The sequence below is a fragment of the uncultured Campylobacter sp. genome (assembly GCF_963517995.1).
Taxonomy (GTDB): Bacteria; Campylobacterota; Campylobacteria; order Campylobacterales; family Campylobacteraceae; genus Campylobacter_A.
This window is the reverse complement of record NZ_CAUQHQ010000040.1, coordinates 1-17466: the sequence shown is the minus strand read 5'-3', so window position 1 is coordinate 17466 and position 17466 is coordinate 1. Positions and strand designations below refer to the sequence as shown.

The following is a 17466-nucleotide window of genomic DNA, read 5'->3' as shown; positions in this document are numbered from 1 at the left end:
TCGTAAAAGACGCCTGCGACCACGGCATAAACGTGATCATCACGGGTGCTGGCTTGCCTACGAATTTGCCCGAATTTACGGTCGGTTTCCCCGATGTCGCTTTGGTGCCTATCGTATCTTCGGCAAAGGCGCTAAAAATCATCTGCAAACGCTGGCAGGGACGCTACGGCAGGCTTCCTGACGCGGTGGTGCTTGAAGGGCCTCTTAGCGGCGGTCATCAGGGCTTTGCCTACGAGCAGTGCCTAGATCCCGCGTATAGCCTAGAAAATTTAATCCCGCAAGTAGCGGCCGAGATCAAAGAGTGGGGGGATATCCCGCTATTTGCCGCAGGCGGTATCTGGGATAAAAGCGACATCGATAGGGCGATTAGCCTAGGCGCAAACGGCGTACAGATGGGCACTCGCTTTATCGGCACTTACGAGTGCGACGCCTCGGAGGAATTTAAGCAAGTACTTTTAAACTGCAAAAAAGAGGACATCGAGCTAATCAAAAGCCCCGTAGGCTACCCGGCTCGCGGCGTCAGGACGAATTTGCTAAATTTAGTGGATAAACGCCAGGGGCCCAAAATCAGCTGCGTAAGTAACTGCGTAAGTCCGTGCCAGCGCGGCAAGGAAGCTAAAGAAGTGGGCTACTGTATCGCAGACCGTCTTTACGACGCATTTGCGGGGCGAAAGGACACGGGACTGTTTTTCACCGGCGCCAACGGATACAGGCTAAACGAGATCATAAGCGTAAAAGAGCTATTTGAAAAACTGATAAATGGCGAAGATAGTTAAAATATTTTTAATATTTTTATTCTTTCTTACCGGCGCGGTTTGTGCTAGCGCTTTATCGAGCCTAGATAAATTCGATAAAAATTTCGCTAGCGCAAGCAATAAAGATAAAATCGCCATGCACCAAGAACTAAGGACGCTTTACGTAAAATCCATAATGGAAAATAACGTAAATTTAAGAGCCGAAAGCCTCAAAAGGCTGATAAAAAGCTCCAAAACGTTAGGGCTTGATAGCAAGTCGTACGAAAAAGAGCTAGCCGGCATACCGCAGCCAAAGAGCGCTAGCCCTAAACAAGAGTCCAAACCCGCTAAAGAAACCAAAGCAAAAGAGCCGGAGCAAAAAGAACCGGTTAAGTTAAAACAGCTTTCATCCGCTCCGCTATCTAGCAAAAACGCGCAAAGCGTAAAGACGCAGACGCTATATCTGCTAGAGGCGGCAGATACGGGCGGTAAGCTGGAGCTAAAATTTAGCCGTCCTTTAGATGGCGGCGACGTAAAAAAGACCGATCTAAATCAAAAAGGTTCATATAAAAGCATATATGAATTTAAGGGCATTTGGAGCGGGGGTAAACCGCAGAGGATCAAAAATTATCTAGTCGACGAGATTCGCATTAGCCAGTTTGACGCAAATACCGTTAGGGTGGTGTTCATCGATAAATTTAAGCATAATTTAAAGCTACGCGTCCAAAATCAATCCGTTATATTTTCAAAAGCAACCGCTCAAAATTCGGACTCTTTAAGCGTTAAAACGCCGGAAAGCAAAAGCAAGGAAAATTTAAAAGAGCCTCAAAAAGCTCAAATAGAACCAAAACAAAACGAAAAAATTCAGCCTAAAAATCAGCAAAGCAAAGCCGAGCAAGCCGCTAAATCCGCCCAAAACGAACAAAAAATCGCTCCAAAAGCTAAAACCGAGGAGGAGACATCCGTTCCTTTGGCAAAAACGGCAAGTACTAAAACAATTACAAGCGCTAAAGGCAAAGTTATTGTCCTTGATGCAGGGCACGGCGGCGACGACCCCGGCGCCGTAAACGGCCAGCTCAAAGAAAAAAATATCGTGCTAAGTATCGCGCAAAAGGCGGGCAAAGAGCTGCAAGGACGCGGCTACAAGGTTTATTACACACGCAGCAAGGATAAATTTATCAACCTTCGCGACCGCACGAAATACGCCAACGACAAGGCTGCGGATCTTTTCATCTCCATCCACGCAAACGCCGCCCCGACCAAGGCAAAGGCCACATCTATGCGTGGTATCGAGACTTTTTTTCTCTCGCCGGCTCGCTCCGAGCGTAGCAAAAACGCCGCCGCGCTCGAAAATAAATCAGACGTCGACGAGATGAACTATTTTTCTAAGCAGACATTTTTAAATTTCCTTAATCGCGAGAAAATCATCGCCTCAAACAAGCTCGCCATCGACGTTCAGCGCGAAGTTTTGGCGCAGGCTAAAACCGTGAGACCAAAGACCGCCGACGGCGGCGTGCGCGAGGCTCCGTTTTGGGTGTTAGTAGGCGCTTTGATGCCAGCGGTCCTAGTCGAGGTCGGCTACATCACGCATCCTAGCGAGGGCGAGCTAATAAACAACTCAAAATACCAAGACGCCCTAGCCAATGGGCTTGCAGACGGCGTAGACGTCTATTTTTCAAACCAACGATGAAAAGCGCGCGAGTCGTTTTTAGAGGCGCCGTCCCGTTTAGTCCCGAATTTGACGACATTTACTTTAACGCAGATGATCCCATAGGTCAGAGCGAGTATGTTTTTAACTCCGTTTTTGATGAAATTTGGGGCAAAAAGAGCGAATTCAACGTGCTTGAGACGGGATTTGGCGCAGGGTTAAATTTCCTCTGTGCTTTTAAAAGATTTAAAAACTCTGATAAATTTTTAAATTTCGTAAGTGCCGAAAAAACGCCTATCGCTAGAGACGATCTAGCTAAAATTTACGCGAATTTTAGCGAGCTAGCGGACGTTTCGGGCGAGCTTTTGGGTGCCTATCCGCCTCTTATTCGCGGATTTCATAGATTAAATTTAGCTCCAAATGTCACGCTTACATTGTGCTTTGGCGACGTGGACGGGGTTTTGGACGAACTTAGCTTTATCGCGGACGCCGTTTTTATGGATGGCTTTGCTCCCGCTAAAAACGAAGCCATGTGGAGCGAGCGGGTTTGCGCTAAAATAGCAAATTTATGCGCTCCCAGCGCTAGCGTTTGCACGTATTCGGCCTCGGGCGCGCTAAAAAGAGCCCTGCAAAATAGCGGCTTTGAGGTAAATTTGCTAAAAGGCTACGGCAAAAAGCGCGAGATGCTACGTGCCAAATTTGTGGGCGAGCGGCAAGCTAGGAGCGAAATTTGGTTTAGTAGATTTGACCCCGCTGCCACGATTACTCCAAGGACGGCGCTAGTGATCGGCGGCGGAGTGGCGGGCTGCGTTTGTGCGTTTAAGTTGCGCGAGCGCGGCCTAGACGTCACGATCGCCGAAAAGCGCGGCGACATCGCGCTAAACGGCTCTGGGAATCACTGCGGGATTTTGATGCCGCTTATCACGAAACCGACCGTAAATTTAGGCCGTATGCATATGAACGCATTTTTGCAGGCGGCGCGCTTTTACGGTCAAAACCTCGGCGCTGATGAGATAGAGTTTTGCGGCGCGACGGACTACGCGTACGAGCAAAAGACGCTGGAGCGCTTTTACGAGTGGCGCGAATTTGACGCGGATAACGGCGTTTTTGAGCTAAAATTCGATAGCGAGCCCTACGCTAGCGCATTTATCTTTAGCGGCGCAAAAGCTCGCCCTAGAAAGATGTGCAAGGCTGCAAGCGCAGGCATAAAAACGCTTTTAAACTGCGAATTTACGGGCTTTGAGACGCTTGAGAGCGGCGCGGTTAGGGCGCACTTTAAGGACGGACGAAGCATCGACGCCGACGTGCTCGTGCTTGCTATCGGCAGCGAGAGTATGGAACTCTTTGCGGACTACGACATCAGGCTTAGCTCCGTGCGCGGCCAGGTTACGCATATCGCGCCCGCCGTCTGGACCTCTGCGCCTTTTAGCGCAAAAGGCTACGTTTGCCCGCCTGCAGATGGCGTGCAGGTGATCGGCGCGACATACGATAGAAATCTTTTTTTAGACGAGTCGCGTCCTAGCGATGACGAGAAAAATTTAGCCGACGTCGCCGAGTTTTTGGACGGTAAATTTACGAAAAGCGAGCGGTTAAATTTAAGCGGCGAGCAGGATTTAAATTTGACTATTGGCCGAGACGGCGCCGCTGAAAATTTAAATCGTTTAGAAGCGAGTAGGAATGATATAAATTTGAGTAAAAATACGGATTTGTGCGCTAAAACAGCGGGCAACCCCACACAGGCGCAAGATGCGTTAAATTTGACTGTACCTATAAACAACTCAAACATCGCGGCTAAAATACCGCAAAACATCCGAATAATCGGCTCAAAAGTCGGCTACCGCAGCTATAGCGGCGACCGCTTTGTGCTCATCGGGCGACTTTACGACGAGGATTTTTACAAAGACAGTTATAAATCGCTGCTTTGGACGAAATGCAAGTCCAATCCGCATCCCAAATACGTGCCAAACGTATACGTAAGCACCGCTCACGGCTCGCGCGGGCTTTGTACGGCCGTGCTTGGCGCCGAGGTTATCTGCGATCTTATTTTTGACCGTCCGCTTTGTATCGAAAAATCGCTTTTCGACGAGCTGCATTTGGCGAGATTTCTCGTTAGGAAACTTAAAAAAGGGCTGAAATAAACCGTTTTTGCGCATCAAGATTTTAATTTAGATTATTGCCTCGGTCGTTTATAAATTTGACGTTGCGACAACTTAAATTTAGCAAAAATCGTTAGGATTGCCAAGCGGTATAAATTTAGCAAATAGTCTTGCTTTGCAAAACGGCGTGTCAAATTTGGCGCAATTAAAAAGCTCGGCCAAGAGCGCGCGCAAACGGCCTTTTTGCGGACTGTGCTAAATTTAGCGGCTAAAGCTTAAAGTTCAGGCGCCAAGGCTAAAAGATATATCCGCAAAACGGAAAAATACGCCCGTAAACTAGGCTAATATAAATCAAAAACCGACAAAGCCTGACTGCGTGATTTGACGAGAGATTTTTTAAGCAGCTCAAACCGCGCTAGCTTTTGCTAAGACCGGGCGGATTAAATTTAAGGCAAAAACGAGAGAAGCTGATAAAATCATCTTTTGAGTCGGCAAATTTTGCTTTATTTCGTAAATTTTATAGAGATAAAATCCAAAAATGCCGTTATTTTAGGATTTTAAACCAAGATGGGTCAAGCTAGTTGCTACAAGATTTTAAGAGATTTTACGTTAAGCAAAAAGGTGACGCAGTTTGCGGGCGGTAGGATAAATTTAAGATTTTGTGCCGCCTTTAGTTTATGCGGCGAGACTGCGTTAAATTTGCTCTAGGCTGGGCGCTTGGGTAAATCAGGTATAAATTTGTCCAAGCGCCTAAATTTAAGTTTAAAATAAGATAAAGGCGGATTAGTGCAGCCGCATGCCGACTAAATCCGCCTAACTCGCCTAAACGCTTGGCGTAGGGTAGGTGCCTGGGATCAAGATGTCGCTTGTTACGTCTTTGATATCCCTATGTCCTGCAAAAGCCATCGTCGTATCCATCTCGTCGTATAAAATTTGCAGCGCTCGCGTAACGCCTTCCTCGCCGTATGCGCCAAGTCCGTAAACAGGCGCGCGTCCTAGCATCACGCCTTTTGCGCCCATAGCCCACGCTTTTAGCATATCTTGGCCGGTGTAAAATCCGCTATCTATCCACACCTCGGTTTTGTCGCCGACGGCTGCGACGATATCGGGTAGTGCCTTGACCGAGGAGAGAGTGCCGTCCATCTGACGTCCGCCGTGGTTTGATACTATGATGGCGTCTGCGCCGTGCTTGACGGCTAGTTGCGCGTCTTCGGGCAACATAATGCCTTTTAAAATTATCTTACCGCCCCAGAGATTTTTGATCTCCTCGATGTCGCTCCACTGCAAGCTCGGATCAAACTGCTCTTTAGTCCATGAGCTTAGCGAGCTTAGATCGCTTACGTTTTTTGCGTGGCCGGCGATATTTCTAAACGTCCAGCGTCTGTTTTTTAGATACCTTAGTCCCCACGGGATTTTCGTGCTTAGATTTATGAGATTTGGTATCGTAAATTTAGGCGGCGTAGATAGACCGTTTTTGATATCGCGGTGGCGATTTCCCAGCACTTGCAGATCGACCGTGATGACGAGAGCGGAGCATTTTGCGGCTTTTGCCCTGCGGATTAGGTCTTTCATAAACTCTCTATCGCGCATAACGTAAAGCTGAAACCAAAACGGTTCGATTCCGGCTTCGACTAGGTCTTCGATCGAGCAGATCGACATAGTAGAGAGCGTAAAAGGTATGCCGAATTTTTGAGCGGCGCGCGCCATATGTATCTCGCCATCCGCCCACATCATACCCATAAAACCCACCGGCGCGGTCATAGCCGGAAATTTTACCTTTTTGCCTAGCAGCTGGGTCTCTAGGCTGCGATTTGCCATATCTACTAGGATTTTTTGTTTAAATTTTATCGGCTCGAAGTCCGTGCGGTTTTCGCGGTACGTGGTCTGCGTCCAAGATCCCGTGTCTACGTACTCATAAAACATTTTAGGCACGTTGCGGTAGCATACTTGCCTTAGGTCTTCGATATTGGTCATCAAAGTTAAGTCTTTCATTTTTTATCCTTTGTGAGAAATTTAAATCGGAGTAATTATCTCTCATCGCCTCTTTTTAAGCGATAAAAGTTATCGTCTAATGTTTTAAATAAAGAAAATTTGAGCTTTAAATAGCGCTTTTAGGCGAAAAATTTATCGTTGTTTCGCTTGGTTACTCTTTTTGGCATCATGGATACGCCGCGGAGCGTAGGCATTTTTTGCTTTTATAATGTGTAAAATAGAAACAAATTTCAGGTTTAAATTTGACTTTAATGAAATAATGCTTAAATAATCAAACTAGATTTACATTATAATAAAGCAAATCAAATTTAAGATTTTAGAACTAAATTTAAGCCCGCTAAGACGCATTTTAAAGATAAATCAGCAAAAAAGAGAAATTTTTCTCATAAAAATCGTAAAAACAAATTTTGCGGGGTTTAAAGCGTAGTGACGAGTATTGGTTTCGTATTCCGGGTTGCTAACTCGCGCAGGCCGTAGGCTGTTACGGTTTTTGAGGCTTATCTTTCAAAATAAATCATCGGCATAAATAAGGCGGATAATCGGCGGTAGCAAATGGGTTTTGTGCGGATGGGGATCAAATTTACGCAAGAAAAATTTAGATTTGCGAATAAGATTTAATCAAGGCCTTTGCTGCTTTATTATTTTAGCAAAGGCCTTAAGGAGTTAAAGTCTATTTTTTACCGAAAAAGTCGCCTGCGATCCTAAAGATATCATCTACGATCGAGCCGTCTTTGTTCTGATCCAAAAACTGCGTAAGCATTGACATCATGGAGCCGTTGTCCGCGGAGTCTTGCAAATTTGATGCTTTGAGCTGATTGTTTAGCATGCCCGCGATCATCGGCGCGATCATCGGTAGCAGAGTCTTGATGGAGTCTGCGCTGATGCCTAGCTGCGAGCCTACGTCGCTAGCTAGAGCCCTGCTGTTTTCTTTCGAGCCCGTTAGTACGCCTAGCAGCTCGTTACCTTCGGCGACGCTGATGTTTTGCGGGGTGCCAGTCATCTCGTCAAGGTTTGAGCGGCGGATCATCTCGAGGAAATTTGACGAATCGGCGTCAGATTTAAAATTCTCGTTGGCTCTTTGCATGAAAATCGGCGCGACCTTAGAAATCACGGCCTCTACGTCGTTTGTGCCCAGTCCACTTTTTTGCGACATCGCATCTAATATACCGCTGGAGTTGCCCAAAAGCAACTTTAGTATATCCATTTTTATCCTTTTTTGATTAAATTTTTACCGCCGCTTGTTTGGGTTTAACGAGGCGGCAGCCGACAAGCCGAGGGGGCTTATTTGTAGTTTTTGATCGCCGCGTCCAGGATCTCCTTTGCGGCGTTTGCATCTTTAAATTCTTTAACCTTGACCCATTTGTTAGGCTCTAAAATTTTATAAGTTTCAAAGAAATTTTTGATCTTATTTAGAGTGGCCTCAGGCAGGTCTTTGTAGCTCTTGATCCCGTCAAATCTCGGGTCGATCTTGGTGACCGGTACGGCTAGTAGCTTCTCGTCCATGCCTGCTTCGTCCTCCATCACGAGTACGCCGATCAGGCGGCACGGGATCACACTGCCTGCTTGCAGCGGATATTCGTTTAGCACCAAGATATCGGCAGGATCGCCGTCTGCTGCGAGAGTGTTTGGCACGAAGCCGTAGTTTGCCGGGTAGAACATCGCCGAGTAGAGCACGCGATCGACTACGACCGCGCCGCTATTTTTGTCGATTTCGTATTTTATGTTCGAGCCGTACGGGATCTCGATCACGGCGTTGATTTTGTCCGGGTTTGAGCCTGCTTTGATTTTTGAAACGTCCATTTTAATCCTTTATAAAGCTCCTATCTCGCCAAAAGATTTTGAGATAATTGCCTTGAAATTTAAGTAAGCGATTATATAAAATCTCGGCTAAATTTGGAGTAAAACGAGAGCTTTTGCGAGCTAAAATTTGACGGGCTTACGGCGGTAAATTTAAAATTAGAACGTAAAATGCGCTACCGCAAGGAAGACTTTGGATGGCTAAATTTGGAAGGAAATTTAAGGCGGCAAACCGCCCTAAAATTATTTGATTATTTCGATACTTTTTACGTCGATAGAGGTTTTAGTAAAGTCCTTATCGACCTCGCCGTAGATACGCACGGGCGTGTTTTCATCGACAGTTACGCCTCTCCAGTCTTTGTGATCGATCTCGACTTCGATCGTATCGCCGTTTTTATCGACGAACTGGTAGTGCTCAGGGCGAAACTCGGAGACGATCTTGCCCTCAAGCACGACGCGAGCGTCATCCGGTAGGGCTAGGGCTTGTTTTACCGTACTTGCGCTCATGGCGCCCTTGCCGACGAAGCCGCCTTGATTTGTCGCGCCTTGCGCATTTGAGCTAGAGCCCGTAAATCCGCCCGCCGCAAACATAGCGCTTGCAAGAGCCGCTGATAAAACTATCTTTTTAAACATTACGCATCCTTTAAATTTGATGTGATTTTCGTGAAATCATAGAGCGGATTTTAATGATACTTCGTGAATTTTTTGTTAATTTGGATTTATGGAAAGCTTAAATTTAGAGCCTAGCTTGAGGCTCTAAAATAATGTTTACAGGCTATTTACGAGAGCCTTGACGTCGGCTACGATAGGCTCGATAGCGCGCTCGCCGTTTACGACGTGGAGCAGGCCTTTTTCTTTGTAAAATTTACGTATCGCCTCGATCGGCTCTAGATAAACCTTCATGCGGTTGTTGAAAACCTCGTTGTTGTCGTCGGCTCCGCGCGCTCGTCCGAGCACTCTCTCGCGTGCGACGGCTTCGCTAACGTCCACTTCGATCACGCCTTTTAATGCGATATCGTTTTGCGCGGCTAGCACTTTGTCTAGCTCGGTCATCTGCTCGACGCTGCGCGGGTAACCGTCGATGATGACGTTTGATTTGTCCGAGCTTTTGATTGCCGAGACGATCGCGTTTACGACCACATCAAGGGGGACTAGGTTTCCCTTTGAGATAAAGCCGTCGATTAGTTTGCCAAGCTCTGAGCCGCTAGCAACCTCTGCACGAAGCAGGTCGCCTGTGGAGAAGTGCGCAAATTTAGCATCTTCTTGAGCAATTAGCGATGCGTCGGTGGTTTTGCCCGAACCCGGAGCGCCGATGATTAAAAACAAATTTTTCATTTTTCCCTTTCTTTGCGGCTTGTCTCTTGAGCGTTTTTAAATGAGCTAGAAATTTCCTCCCTCGATGAACTATATGTTCTATCTTCGGTCGAAAATTTCTTCGCAACATTTAAATTCATCGCAAGATACTTCGCTTTTTCTTTAAAATAAAAAATAAAATTAAATAAATTTGTAGCGGAAGTATCGTGAGATGATTTTTGGAGTTGCGACGTAAAATTTTGGCGTAGATAGAACGTATAGTTCATCGAGCCGAAATTTTACTAGCTCTACAAAAAGCGCTCACGAGACGACGCTTTATAGTTTATTTTTCTTTTTCTCGCAGCCTTAGCCCCAACTCCCTCAGCTGCTCGCCGCTAGCTTCGCTAGGCGCCTTAGTTAGCGGGCACTGAGCGCGCTGGGTTTTAGGGAAGGCGATGACGTCGCGGATCGAGCTAGTTTTATTTACTAGCATATTTAGCCTGTCAAAGCCGATCGCGATACCGCCGTGAGGAGGCGCGCCGAAACTTAACGCGTCGAGCAAAAAGCCGAATTTCTCGCGTTGCTCGGCCTCGTCGATACCAAGTAGCTTAAATACCTTTTGCTGAACGTCGTTTTTGTGTATCCTCACGCTGCCGCCGCCAAGCTCATAGCCGTTAAGCACGACGTCGTGAGCGACCGATAGGATGTCCTCGAGATCCGGCTCGTCGATGTTTTTAGGCATGGTAAACGGATGGTGCATGGCTGAGTAGCTGCCGTCGTCGTTTTGCTCAAACATCGGGAAGTCAAGCACCCATAAAAACTCCATTTTGTTTTGGTCGATGATGCCCATTTGCTCGGCGAGGAAAATCCTAAATCGCCCCATGTAGTCAAGTACGACTTTTTTCTTGCCGGCGCCGAAAAATACGACGTCGCCGACTTTTAGCTCGCAGCGCTCTACGATCTCGTCAAGGTCGCTTTGCTCGAAAAATTTGCAAAGCGGTCCTTTTAGCCCGTCCTCTTTCATCTGGAAGTAGCCAAGGCCCTGAGCGCCGAATTTGCGGACGAATTCCTCAAATCTGTTCATCTCGCGCTTACTAAAGATATTATCGCCGTTTGGCACTTTTAGCGCTTTGACGCGGTTTTTCTTAGGCTCGCTCGCGATCTTGCTAAATATTTCATTGCTAGAGCGCGCGAAAATGTCGATAACATCGATCATCTTTAGATCGTAGCGCAGATCGGGCTTATCGCTGCCGTAGCTCTCGGTCGCCTCTTTGTAGCTCATGCGGCGGAAAGGGATTTGGATATCGTATCCGCATGCGGCAAAGACGTCTTTTAGCATATTTTCAGCCATATTTAGGATATCTTCTTGCTCGATAAAGCTCATCTCGATATCTATCTGCGTAAATTCAGGCTGTCTATCCGCGCGCAAGTCCTCGTCGCGGAAGCATTTTGCGATCTGGAAATATTTATCAAAGCCCGAGCACATCAAAAGCTGTTTAAAAAGCTGCGGGCTTTGCGGCAGAGCGTAAAACTGGCCCGGATATACGCGGCTAGGCACTAGATAGTCTCTGGCGCCTTCCGGCGTCGCGCGCGTTAAAATCGGCGTTTCAAACTCGATAAAGCCCATTTTATCTAGGCTGTTTCTAGCTGCGATAGCCGCTTTTGAGCGCATTTTAAAGATATTTTGAAGTTTCTCGTTTCTAAGGTCTAAAAATCTATATTTTAGTCTGATGTCCTCGTTTACGCTCTCGTCGCCGATGACGAAAGGTAGCGTCTCGCTTGGGTTTTCTACTATCACTTCGTTTGCGACTACTTCGATCTCGCCCGTTTTTAGGCGCGGATTTACTAGGCCTTCGCCGCGAGCGCGGACCTTGCCTTTTATCCTTAGAACGTACTCGTCGCGAACGTGCGACGCGGCCTCGTGAGAGCTCTTGCTATCTGCCGGATCGCAGACGATCTGGATCAGTCCCGTGCGATCGCGCAGGTCCAAAAATATAACGCCGCCGTGGTCGCGGTAGGTATTTACCCAACCGCAAAGCGTAACTTCTTTGCCTATGTCGGCACTGCTTAAATCAGTGCAGTAATGGCTACGCATTTTCACTCCTTTTGCTGTTTTTAACTCGCCCATTATACTAGAAATTTGCTTTTTCCCAGCTTTTTTAAAACAAAATGTGATAAAATCCGCTCTATGAAAAAAGAGAATTTATTACTTCCGGCTAAGGTAAAAAAAGTCGGTCTAGTCGCAAAAATCAATGCAAATTTAGTTAAAAACGCGCGAATTTTACGCGAGATTTTAGCTAGGTACGGCGTTCAAATTTTGTTTGAAAATGCGCTCGCTAAACATCTAAATTTAAAAGAAGGCTCAAATTTGCAAGGATTTGAGGTACGCGAGCTGGCTACGGAGTGCGATTTTTTGATCTCACTCGGAGGCGACGGCACGATCATCTCGCTTTGTAGAAGCGCGGCCGAGATTTCGCCCTTCGTGCTAGGCATTCATGCGGGTAGGCTTGGATTTTTGACCGATATCACGATGAATGAATGCGAGAAATTTTTCGCCGAGTTTTTCGAGGGCAAATTTGAGGTCGAGACCCCTTTTATGCTTGACGTTTTTTTGCACAAAAAAAGCGGGGAAATTTTACGCAAAATCGCATTTAACGACGCGGTAATCGTGGGCGAAAAGGTAGGTTCCATGACGCACGTGGAGGCTTTTTGGAATGAAAAATATTTTAACGCGTATTTTGGCGACGGCGTCATCGTCTCTACGCCCGTGGGATCAACCGGATACAACATGAGCGCGGGCGGGGCGATAACCTATCCTTTGAGCGAGGTGTTTTTGGTTACGCCCGTTTGTTCGCACTCGCTAACTCAACGTCCAGTAGTGCTTCCGCGCGGATTTGAGATCAAATTTAAAACCGCAAGCGCGGCGGTGCTCGTTATCGACGGACAGGATAGGTATAAGATGGGCGAGCTTGAGGGCGTAAGTATGACGCTAAGCGCGAGCACGGCGCGGCTAATCCGCCACGTCGGGAGAGATTATTTTCAAATTTTAAAAGAAAAGCTGCATTGGGGTTATAATGATTGAGCGGATTTTGATAAAGCAAAATTTGAGTTTTGAAAACGTCGAGTTAAATTTCGGGCGTGGACTTAGCGTATTTACGGGCGTTAGCGGCGCGGGCAAATCTGTCCTGATGGGCTCGATAATGGCGGTTTTGGGGTTAAAAGACAGCGAAGCGAAGCTGATAGAGGCCGACGTCTCGCATAAATTTAACCTTGAGGAATTCGGTCTTGAGAGCGAGGAGATAAATACCTTTAAGCTTTTTCGCGACAAAACGACGCGCTATTTTATAAATTCGCAAGCCGTTTCTAAAAAAAATCTCGCCAGCATCGCCAAAGAGCACGTCAAATACCTATCCGCAAAGGAAATAAACGAATTTGAAAACGAGAGATTTTTAAATTTGCTTGATAGCTTGCAGGCGAAAAAAGACGCTAAATTTAACGAAATTTTGAGCGAATTTAGGCTCAAATTTGAGGAATTTAGCCAGATCTCGCGCGAGCTAAAAAAAATAATCGACGAAGAAAAAAGAGTAGAGGAGCTAAAGGAATTTGCCTCTTTTGAAATCAATAAAATAGAAAGCGTGAGCCCGAAAATCGGCGAATTTGACGAGCTAATGGAGCTAAAAAAGCGCCTAAGCAAAAAGGATAAAATTTTAGAAGCATGGAATAGGGCGGAGCAAATTTTTAATTTCGAGCAGGCCGTGACGGACGCGCTAAACATCAGCGATATCGATAGCAGCTTCTTTGAGGAGGCGATGAACGAGCTGCGAGTAGCGCGCGAAAATCTAAACATGGACGAGCTAGAAGACGTAGATATCGAAGGCGTGCTAGACCGCATCGAGGCGATAAACTCTCTCGTGCGTCGCTACGGCGGCGAGGAGGAGGCTTTGCAGGCGCTAAAAACGCGCAAAGCGGAGCTTGCAAGATACGAAAATATAAGTTTTGAAAAGAGCGAGCTGGAGCGTAAATTTAAGCAAAATGAAGCCGCGGTAAATGCGCTGGCGGATAAAATCAGTCAGGCTCGCGCGGCAAATTTAAAGGAGCTTGAAGCGCTCATAAATTCGTTTCTAAAAGAGCTTTATATGAGCGAGATTTCATTAAAGATAAATAGTAAAACCCTGGACGCCGCCGGCAGGGACGAAGTAAATTTGAGCCTAAACGAGACGGCGCTAAAAAATCTAAGCTCAGGCGAGCTAAACCGTCTAAGGCTGGCTTTTATAGCAAGCGAAAGTAAGATCACCGGAGGCGGCGAGGGCGTCATAATCCTAGATGAAATAGACGCGAATCTAAGCGGAAAAGAGGCGATGAGTATCGCAAACGTGCTGCTAAGCTTGGCCAAATTTTATCAAATTTTCGCTATCTCGCATCAGCCGCAGCTAAGCTCCAAGGCCGATTCGCATTTTCTAGTCGAAAAGCGCGGCGAAACCTCGAACGTAAGGGAGCTAAAAAACGAGGAGCGTGTGAATGAGCTGGCTCGTATGATAAGCGGCGAGCGTATAACTGAGGAAGCGATAAATTTCGCCCGCCAGCTTTTGGTTGTTTAAGCTTGGCTTAAAATTTAGGTTGAAAAAAGAAAAGTAATGGTATATTCTCAAAAATTTTTAAATGGATATTTATGGAAAAAAGTAAAATTTTAATAGTAGAAGACAACAAAGCCTTAGCAAAGCTAATCGCTAAAAAGATGGAAGATAATACCGAAATGCAAGTGGACGTCGCTCACAGCTTAGCAGAAGCTCAGGCGTTTCTTACGAAGGCTAAGGATTATTTTATAACTTTGCTCGATTTAAATTTGCCCGATGCTCCAAACGGCGAAGTGGTCGATTTCGTAGCGTCTAAGGGACTGCCGATTATAGTTTTAACGGGCAGTATGGACGATAAGACTAGAGAAACTTTTATGGATAAGGACATCGTGGACTACGTCTATAAGGGAAATATGAGCGACGTAAATTATATATTTCATATGATAGATAGGCTAAAAAACAACAAGCAGTATAAAGTCATGGTAGTAGAAGACGTAATGCAGACCAGAAACGACGTAAAAAAAATATTGCAAAATTTGCAGTTTCAAGTATTTACGGCGGCTCACGGCGAAGAGGCGATGAATTATTTTGCCGATAATCCCGATATAAAACTCGTGGTTTCTGATTACGGCATGCCAGTAAAAGACGGTTTGGAGGTTTTAAAAGAGCTAAGGGAACAAAAAGATAAAAACGAGCTAGGCGTTATAATGATGACTAGCGCGAACGAAAACGTTAGCGGCGCGGTATTTTTAAAAAACGGAGCTAATGATTTTATCGCTAAGCCGTTTTTAAAAGAAGAGCTTATTTGTCGCGTAAATAATACTATAGAAAATATGGAAAATATCAATAAAATCGCAAATTTCGCCAATAAAGATTTTCTAACCGGATTATTTAATAGAAGGTATTTCTACGACGATATGCAAGGATACTTGGCAAGTTTGGAAGAAAATCCTATGCCTTACGCAGTAGCCGTGATCGACGTAGACGGGCTTAAAAATATCAACGATAAATACGGACAAGATAGCGGCGATAAAATTTTAAAACTGCTGGCTAAAAAATTAATCGACGACACCAAAAGCAGCGATATAGCGGCTAGATTCGGCGGCGGAGAATTTTGCGTTTTATTAAAAAACGTATCGCAAGAAGACGCGGTTAAATTTTTCGTCGGATTAAGAGCCGCAATAGCAGCCAATCCGGTAAATATTAAAAACGAATCGGTTAAAATTTCGGTTTCCATAGGCGTTACTTTCGGTAAAAGCGATTATAACGTCGACGAGATTTTGGAGCTTGCCGACGAGGCACTTTACAAAGCTAAGCAAAACGGTAGAAATAGGGTGGAAATAGCCTGATGATAATAGACACGCATTGTCATCTGGATGACAAAAGCTTTGAAAGCGACCTTGCGCAAGTTATCGAAAATGCCCGTAAAAACGGTATCGGCGGAGTATTGATACCTGGGGCTGATATTAATGATTTACCAAAAGCGGCTAAAATAACCCGCGAATTTGAAAATGTATTTTTTGCCGTCGGAGTTCATCCGTATGAGAAGGCGGGATTTGACGAAGAGGCGCTGCGTAAATTTGCGCGAGACGAAAAGTGTATAGCCGTGGGCGAGTGCGGGCTTGATTATTTTCGCTTGCCTAAGGACGAAAACGAAAAAGAAGCGGAAAAAGCCGAACAAAAGCGCGTATTTAGAGCGCAGCTTGATATGGCCGTAGAGTTAAATTTGCCCGTTATCTTGCACATAAGAGACGCAAACGAAGATAGTTTTAATATCTTAAAAGAGTATGCAAGCAGGCTAGTCGCTGCGGTTTTACACTGCTATAACGCTTCGCCGTTGCTTTTAGAGCTTGCTAAAATGGGCGAATTTTATTTTGGTATCGGCGGAGTTTTGACGTTTAAAAACGCAAAGAATTTGGTTCAAATTTTGCCCCAAATTCCGCGAGATAGGCTGCTGCTTGAAACCGATGCGCCGTATCTGACGCCGGAGCCCTTTAGATGCAAGAGAAACGAGCCTGCTTTTACGCGGTTGGTTGCGGCAAAGATGGCTGAGATTTTAAATTTAAAAGAAGAAGAGGTAATGCAAATAACTACGAAAAACGCGAAGAAAATTTTTACGAAATTTAACACGTAATCAAGGAGAAAAATGAAAATCTTTAGAGTAATAATGCTGTGTCTAGCCTGTGCGGGATGGCTTTTTGCGTCCGCAACCGGTAGCGACGCAGAGCAAACCCAAAAGATGATCTTAAAAGAATTCGACATAGACGCTAAATTTTTACAAAGCTCTCACTACGCTTCTATAAAAAATTCCATTAAAGATAGCAAAAGAAAAGAGTTTGCCGATACTATAAGAAATGGTTATAAGCATATCCCGATGCTTCAAAAGATCATAGAAGATTCTGGTATCCCAGAGTCGTTTTTATATCTTGCTATGACGGAGTCCGGTTTTTCAAACCATATAGTATCTAGCAAGAAAGCTATCGGAATTTGGCAATTTATGGAGTCTACGGCTAGGCTTTACGGCCTTAGAGTCGATAAATATGCCGACGAGCGAAAAGACCCTATGGCGGCTACTGCTGCGGCCACTAAATACCTACAAAGCTTAAAAAACGACTTTGGCAAGTGGTATCTTGCGATGATGGCATATAACTGCGGCGACGCAAGGCTAAGGGAAGGAATAAAAAAGGCCGGTACCGACGATCTAGCCGTTTTACTCGACGATAAAAAAAGTTATATCCCCAAAGAGACGAAAAGATTCGTAAAGAAAATTTTAACCATCGCGCATATAGCCAAAGAACAAGAAAGCCTGGTGGCTAAAACCAAGACCCAAGATGCCGTCAAAAATGCCGAGCTATCTAAGGTAAGCGTCCCGGGCGGTACTACGCTGATGGAGGTCGGCGACAGCATAGGACTTAGTCTAAAAAAGATGAAAGAAAACAATATGCATTTAAAATTCGTCTATACTCCTCCGACGCAAAAGCCGTACTATCTATATATACCGTCTAATAAAAAGAAAATGTTTAACGATAATTTCGAGGCTGCAAAAAATAGAAAATTTGAAATTTATACCGTCAAAGAAAACGATACGTTGCTAACCATAGCCGATAAAACGGGCGTAAATCATAAAATTATAAAAGAATACAACGGCCTTGCTTCAAATGAAATTAAGCCTGATCAAAAACTAGTCATACCTAGCGAACAAAATGTAAATTATTTGGCGGAATATATGGTAAAAAGCGGGGAAACTCTGGGCGAAGTGTCGCAAAAATTCGATGTCGCGCTTGAAGATCTAAAAGAGGCTAATACGCTAATGAGCTCAAACGGTTCTATAG

The 17466-nt window shown here is 45.4% G+C and carries 16 protein-coding genes; 9 read left to right on the top strand and 7 right to left on the bottom strand.

The genetic code is table 11. The features are described from left to right. From RYL88_RS05760 to RYL88_RS05745, 4 genes are all read left to right on the top strand, one after another. Positions 1–776 (top strand): nitronate monooxygenase family protein (locus RYL88_RS05760; protein WP_314989701.1); only part of this gene is annotated, 776 nt, incomplete at its 5' end. Next, the gene (locus tag RYL88_RS05755; RefSeq protein ID WP_314989699.1) at positions 760–2424 is read left to right on the top strand and encodes an N-acetylmuramoyl-L-alanine amidase; all 1665 of its coding nucleotides are present in this window, start codon (positions 760–762) and stop codon (positions 2422–2424) included. The genes RYL88_RS05760 and RYL88_RS05755, both read left to right, overlap by 17 nt. After that, complete coding sequence (gene mnmC, locus RYL88_RS05750; protein ID WP_314989697.1) at positions 2421–4520, top strand: bifunctional tRNA (5-methylaminomethyl-2-thiouridine)(34)-methyltransferase MnmD/FAD-dependent 5-carboxymethylaminomethyl-2-thiouridine(34) oxidoreductase MnmC; 2100 nt, start codon at positions 2421–2423, stop codon at positions 4518–4520. Before RYL88_RS05755 ends, mnmC begins: the two co-directional genes overlap by 4 nt. 525 nt (positions 4521–5045) lie before the next feature. Then, positions 5046–5186, top strand: a complete 141-nt coding sequence (locus tag RYL88_RS05745) for a hypothetical protein (RefSeq protein WP_314989695.1) — start codon at positions 5046–5048, stop codon at positions 5184–5186. Positions 5187–5300: 114 nt separating this feature from the next. On the opposite strand, the gene RYL88_RS05740 is transcribed toward RYL88_RS05745, so the two are convergent. The 7 genes from RYL88_RS05740 to aspS form a co-directional block, all read right to left on the bottom strand. Beyond that, positions 5301–6470: an alpha-hydroxy acid oxidase gene (locus tag RYL88_RS05740; RefSeq protein WP_314989693.1), complete on the bottom strand. Its 1170-nt coding sequence runs from the start codon at positions 6468–6470 to the stop codon at positions 5301–5303. A 670-nt stretch (positions 6471–7140) separates the two neighbouring features. Beyond that, the gene (locus tag RYL88_RS05735) at positions 7141–7674 is read right to left on the bottom strand and encodes a DUF937 domain-containing protein (protein ID WP_314989691.1); all 534 of its coding nucleotides are present in this window, start codon (positions 7672–7674) and stop codon (positions 7141–7143) included. Positions 7675–7751: 77 nt separating this feature from the next. After that, positions 7752–8270: an inorganic diphosphatase gene (gene ppa / locus RYL88_RS05730; protein ID WP_314989690.1), complete on the bottom strand. Its 519-nt coding sequence runs from the start codon at positions 8268–8270 to the stop codon at positions 7752–7754. A 240-nt stretch (positions 8271–8510) separates the two neighbouring features. Further along, complete coding sequence (locus RYL88_RS05725) at positions 8511–8900, bottom strand: NirD/YgiW/YdeI family stress tolerance protein (RefSeq protein ID WP_314989688.1); 390 nt, start codon at positions 8898–8900, stop codon at positions 8511–8513. A 135-nt stretch (positions 8901–9035) separates the two neighbouring features. After that, complete coding sequence (locus RYL88_RS05720) at positions 9036–9602, bottom strand: adenylate kinase (protein WP_297967618.1); 567 nt, start codon at positions 9600–9602, stop codon at positions 9036–9038. Next, positions 9599–9721, bottom strand: coding sequence for a hypothetical protein (locus RYL88_RS05715; protein ID WP_314989685.1), 123 nt, complete (start codon positions 9719–9721; stop codon positions 9599–9601). The genes RYL88_RS05720 and RYL88_RS05715 overlap by 4 nt, the downstream gene beginning before the upstream one ends. A 182-nt stretch (positions 9722–9903) precedes the next feature. Then, positions 9904–11655 (bottom strand): aspartate--tRNA ligase, encoded by a 1752-nt coding sequence (gene aspS / locus RYL88_RS05710; RefSeq protein WP_314989683.1) that lies wholly within the window; start codon positions 11653–11655, stop codon positions 9904–9906. Positions 11656–11748: 93 nt separating this feature from the next. On the opposite strand from aspS, the gene RYL88_RS05705 reads away from it, so the two are divergent. The 5 genes from RYL88_RS05705 to RYL88_RS05685 form a co-directional block, all read left to right on the top strand. After that, positions 11749–12642, top strand: a complete 894-nt coding sequence (locus tag RYL88_RS05705; RefSeq protein ID WP_314989681.1) for an NAD(+) kinase — start codon at positions 11749–11751, stop codon at positions 12640–12642. Beyond that, entirely contained in the window at positions 12635–14158 is a 1524-nt protein-coding gene (locus RYL88_RS05700; RefSeq protein ID WP_314989679.1) for an AAA family ATPase, read from the top strand. Before RYL88_RS05705 ends, RYL88_RS05700 begins: the two co-directional genes overlap by 8 nt. A gap of 71 nt (positions 14159–14229) precedes the next feature. Further along, a complete protein-coding gene (locus tag RYL88_RS05695) occupies positions 14230–15483 on the top strand; it encodes a diguanylate cyclase (RefSeq protein WP_314989678.1) in 1254 nt (417 codons plus the stop codon). Continuing rightward, positions 15483–16268 carry a TatD family hydrolase gene (locus RYL88_RS05690; RefSeq protein WP_314989676.1) on the top strand — a complete coding sequence of 262 codons (786 nt, stop codon included), beginning with the start codon at positions 15483–15485 and terminating at the stop codon, positions 16266–16268. Before RYL88_RS05695 ends, RYL88_RS05690 begins: the two co-directional genes overlap by 1 nt. Positions 16269–16280: 12 nt before the next feature. After that, positions 16281–17466 (top strand): transglycosylase SLT domain-containing protein (locus RYL88_RS05685; RefSeq protein WP_314989674.1); only part of this gene is annotated, 1186 nt, incomplete at its 3' end.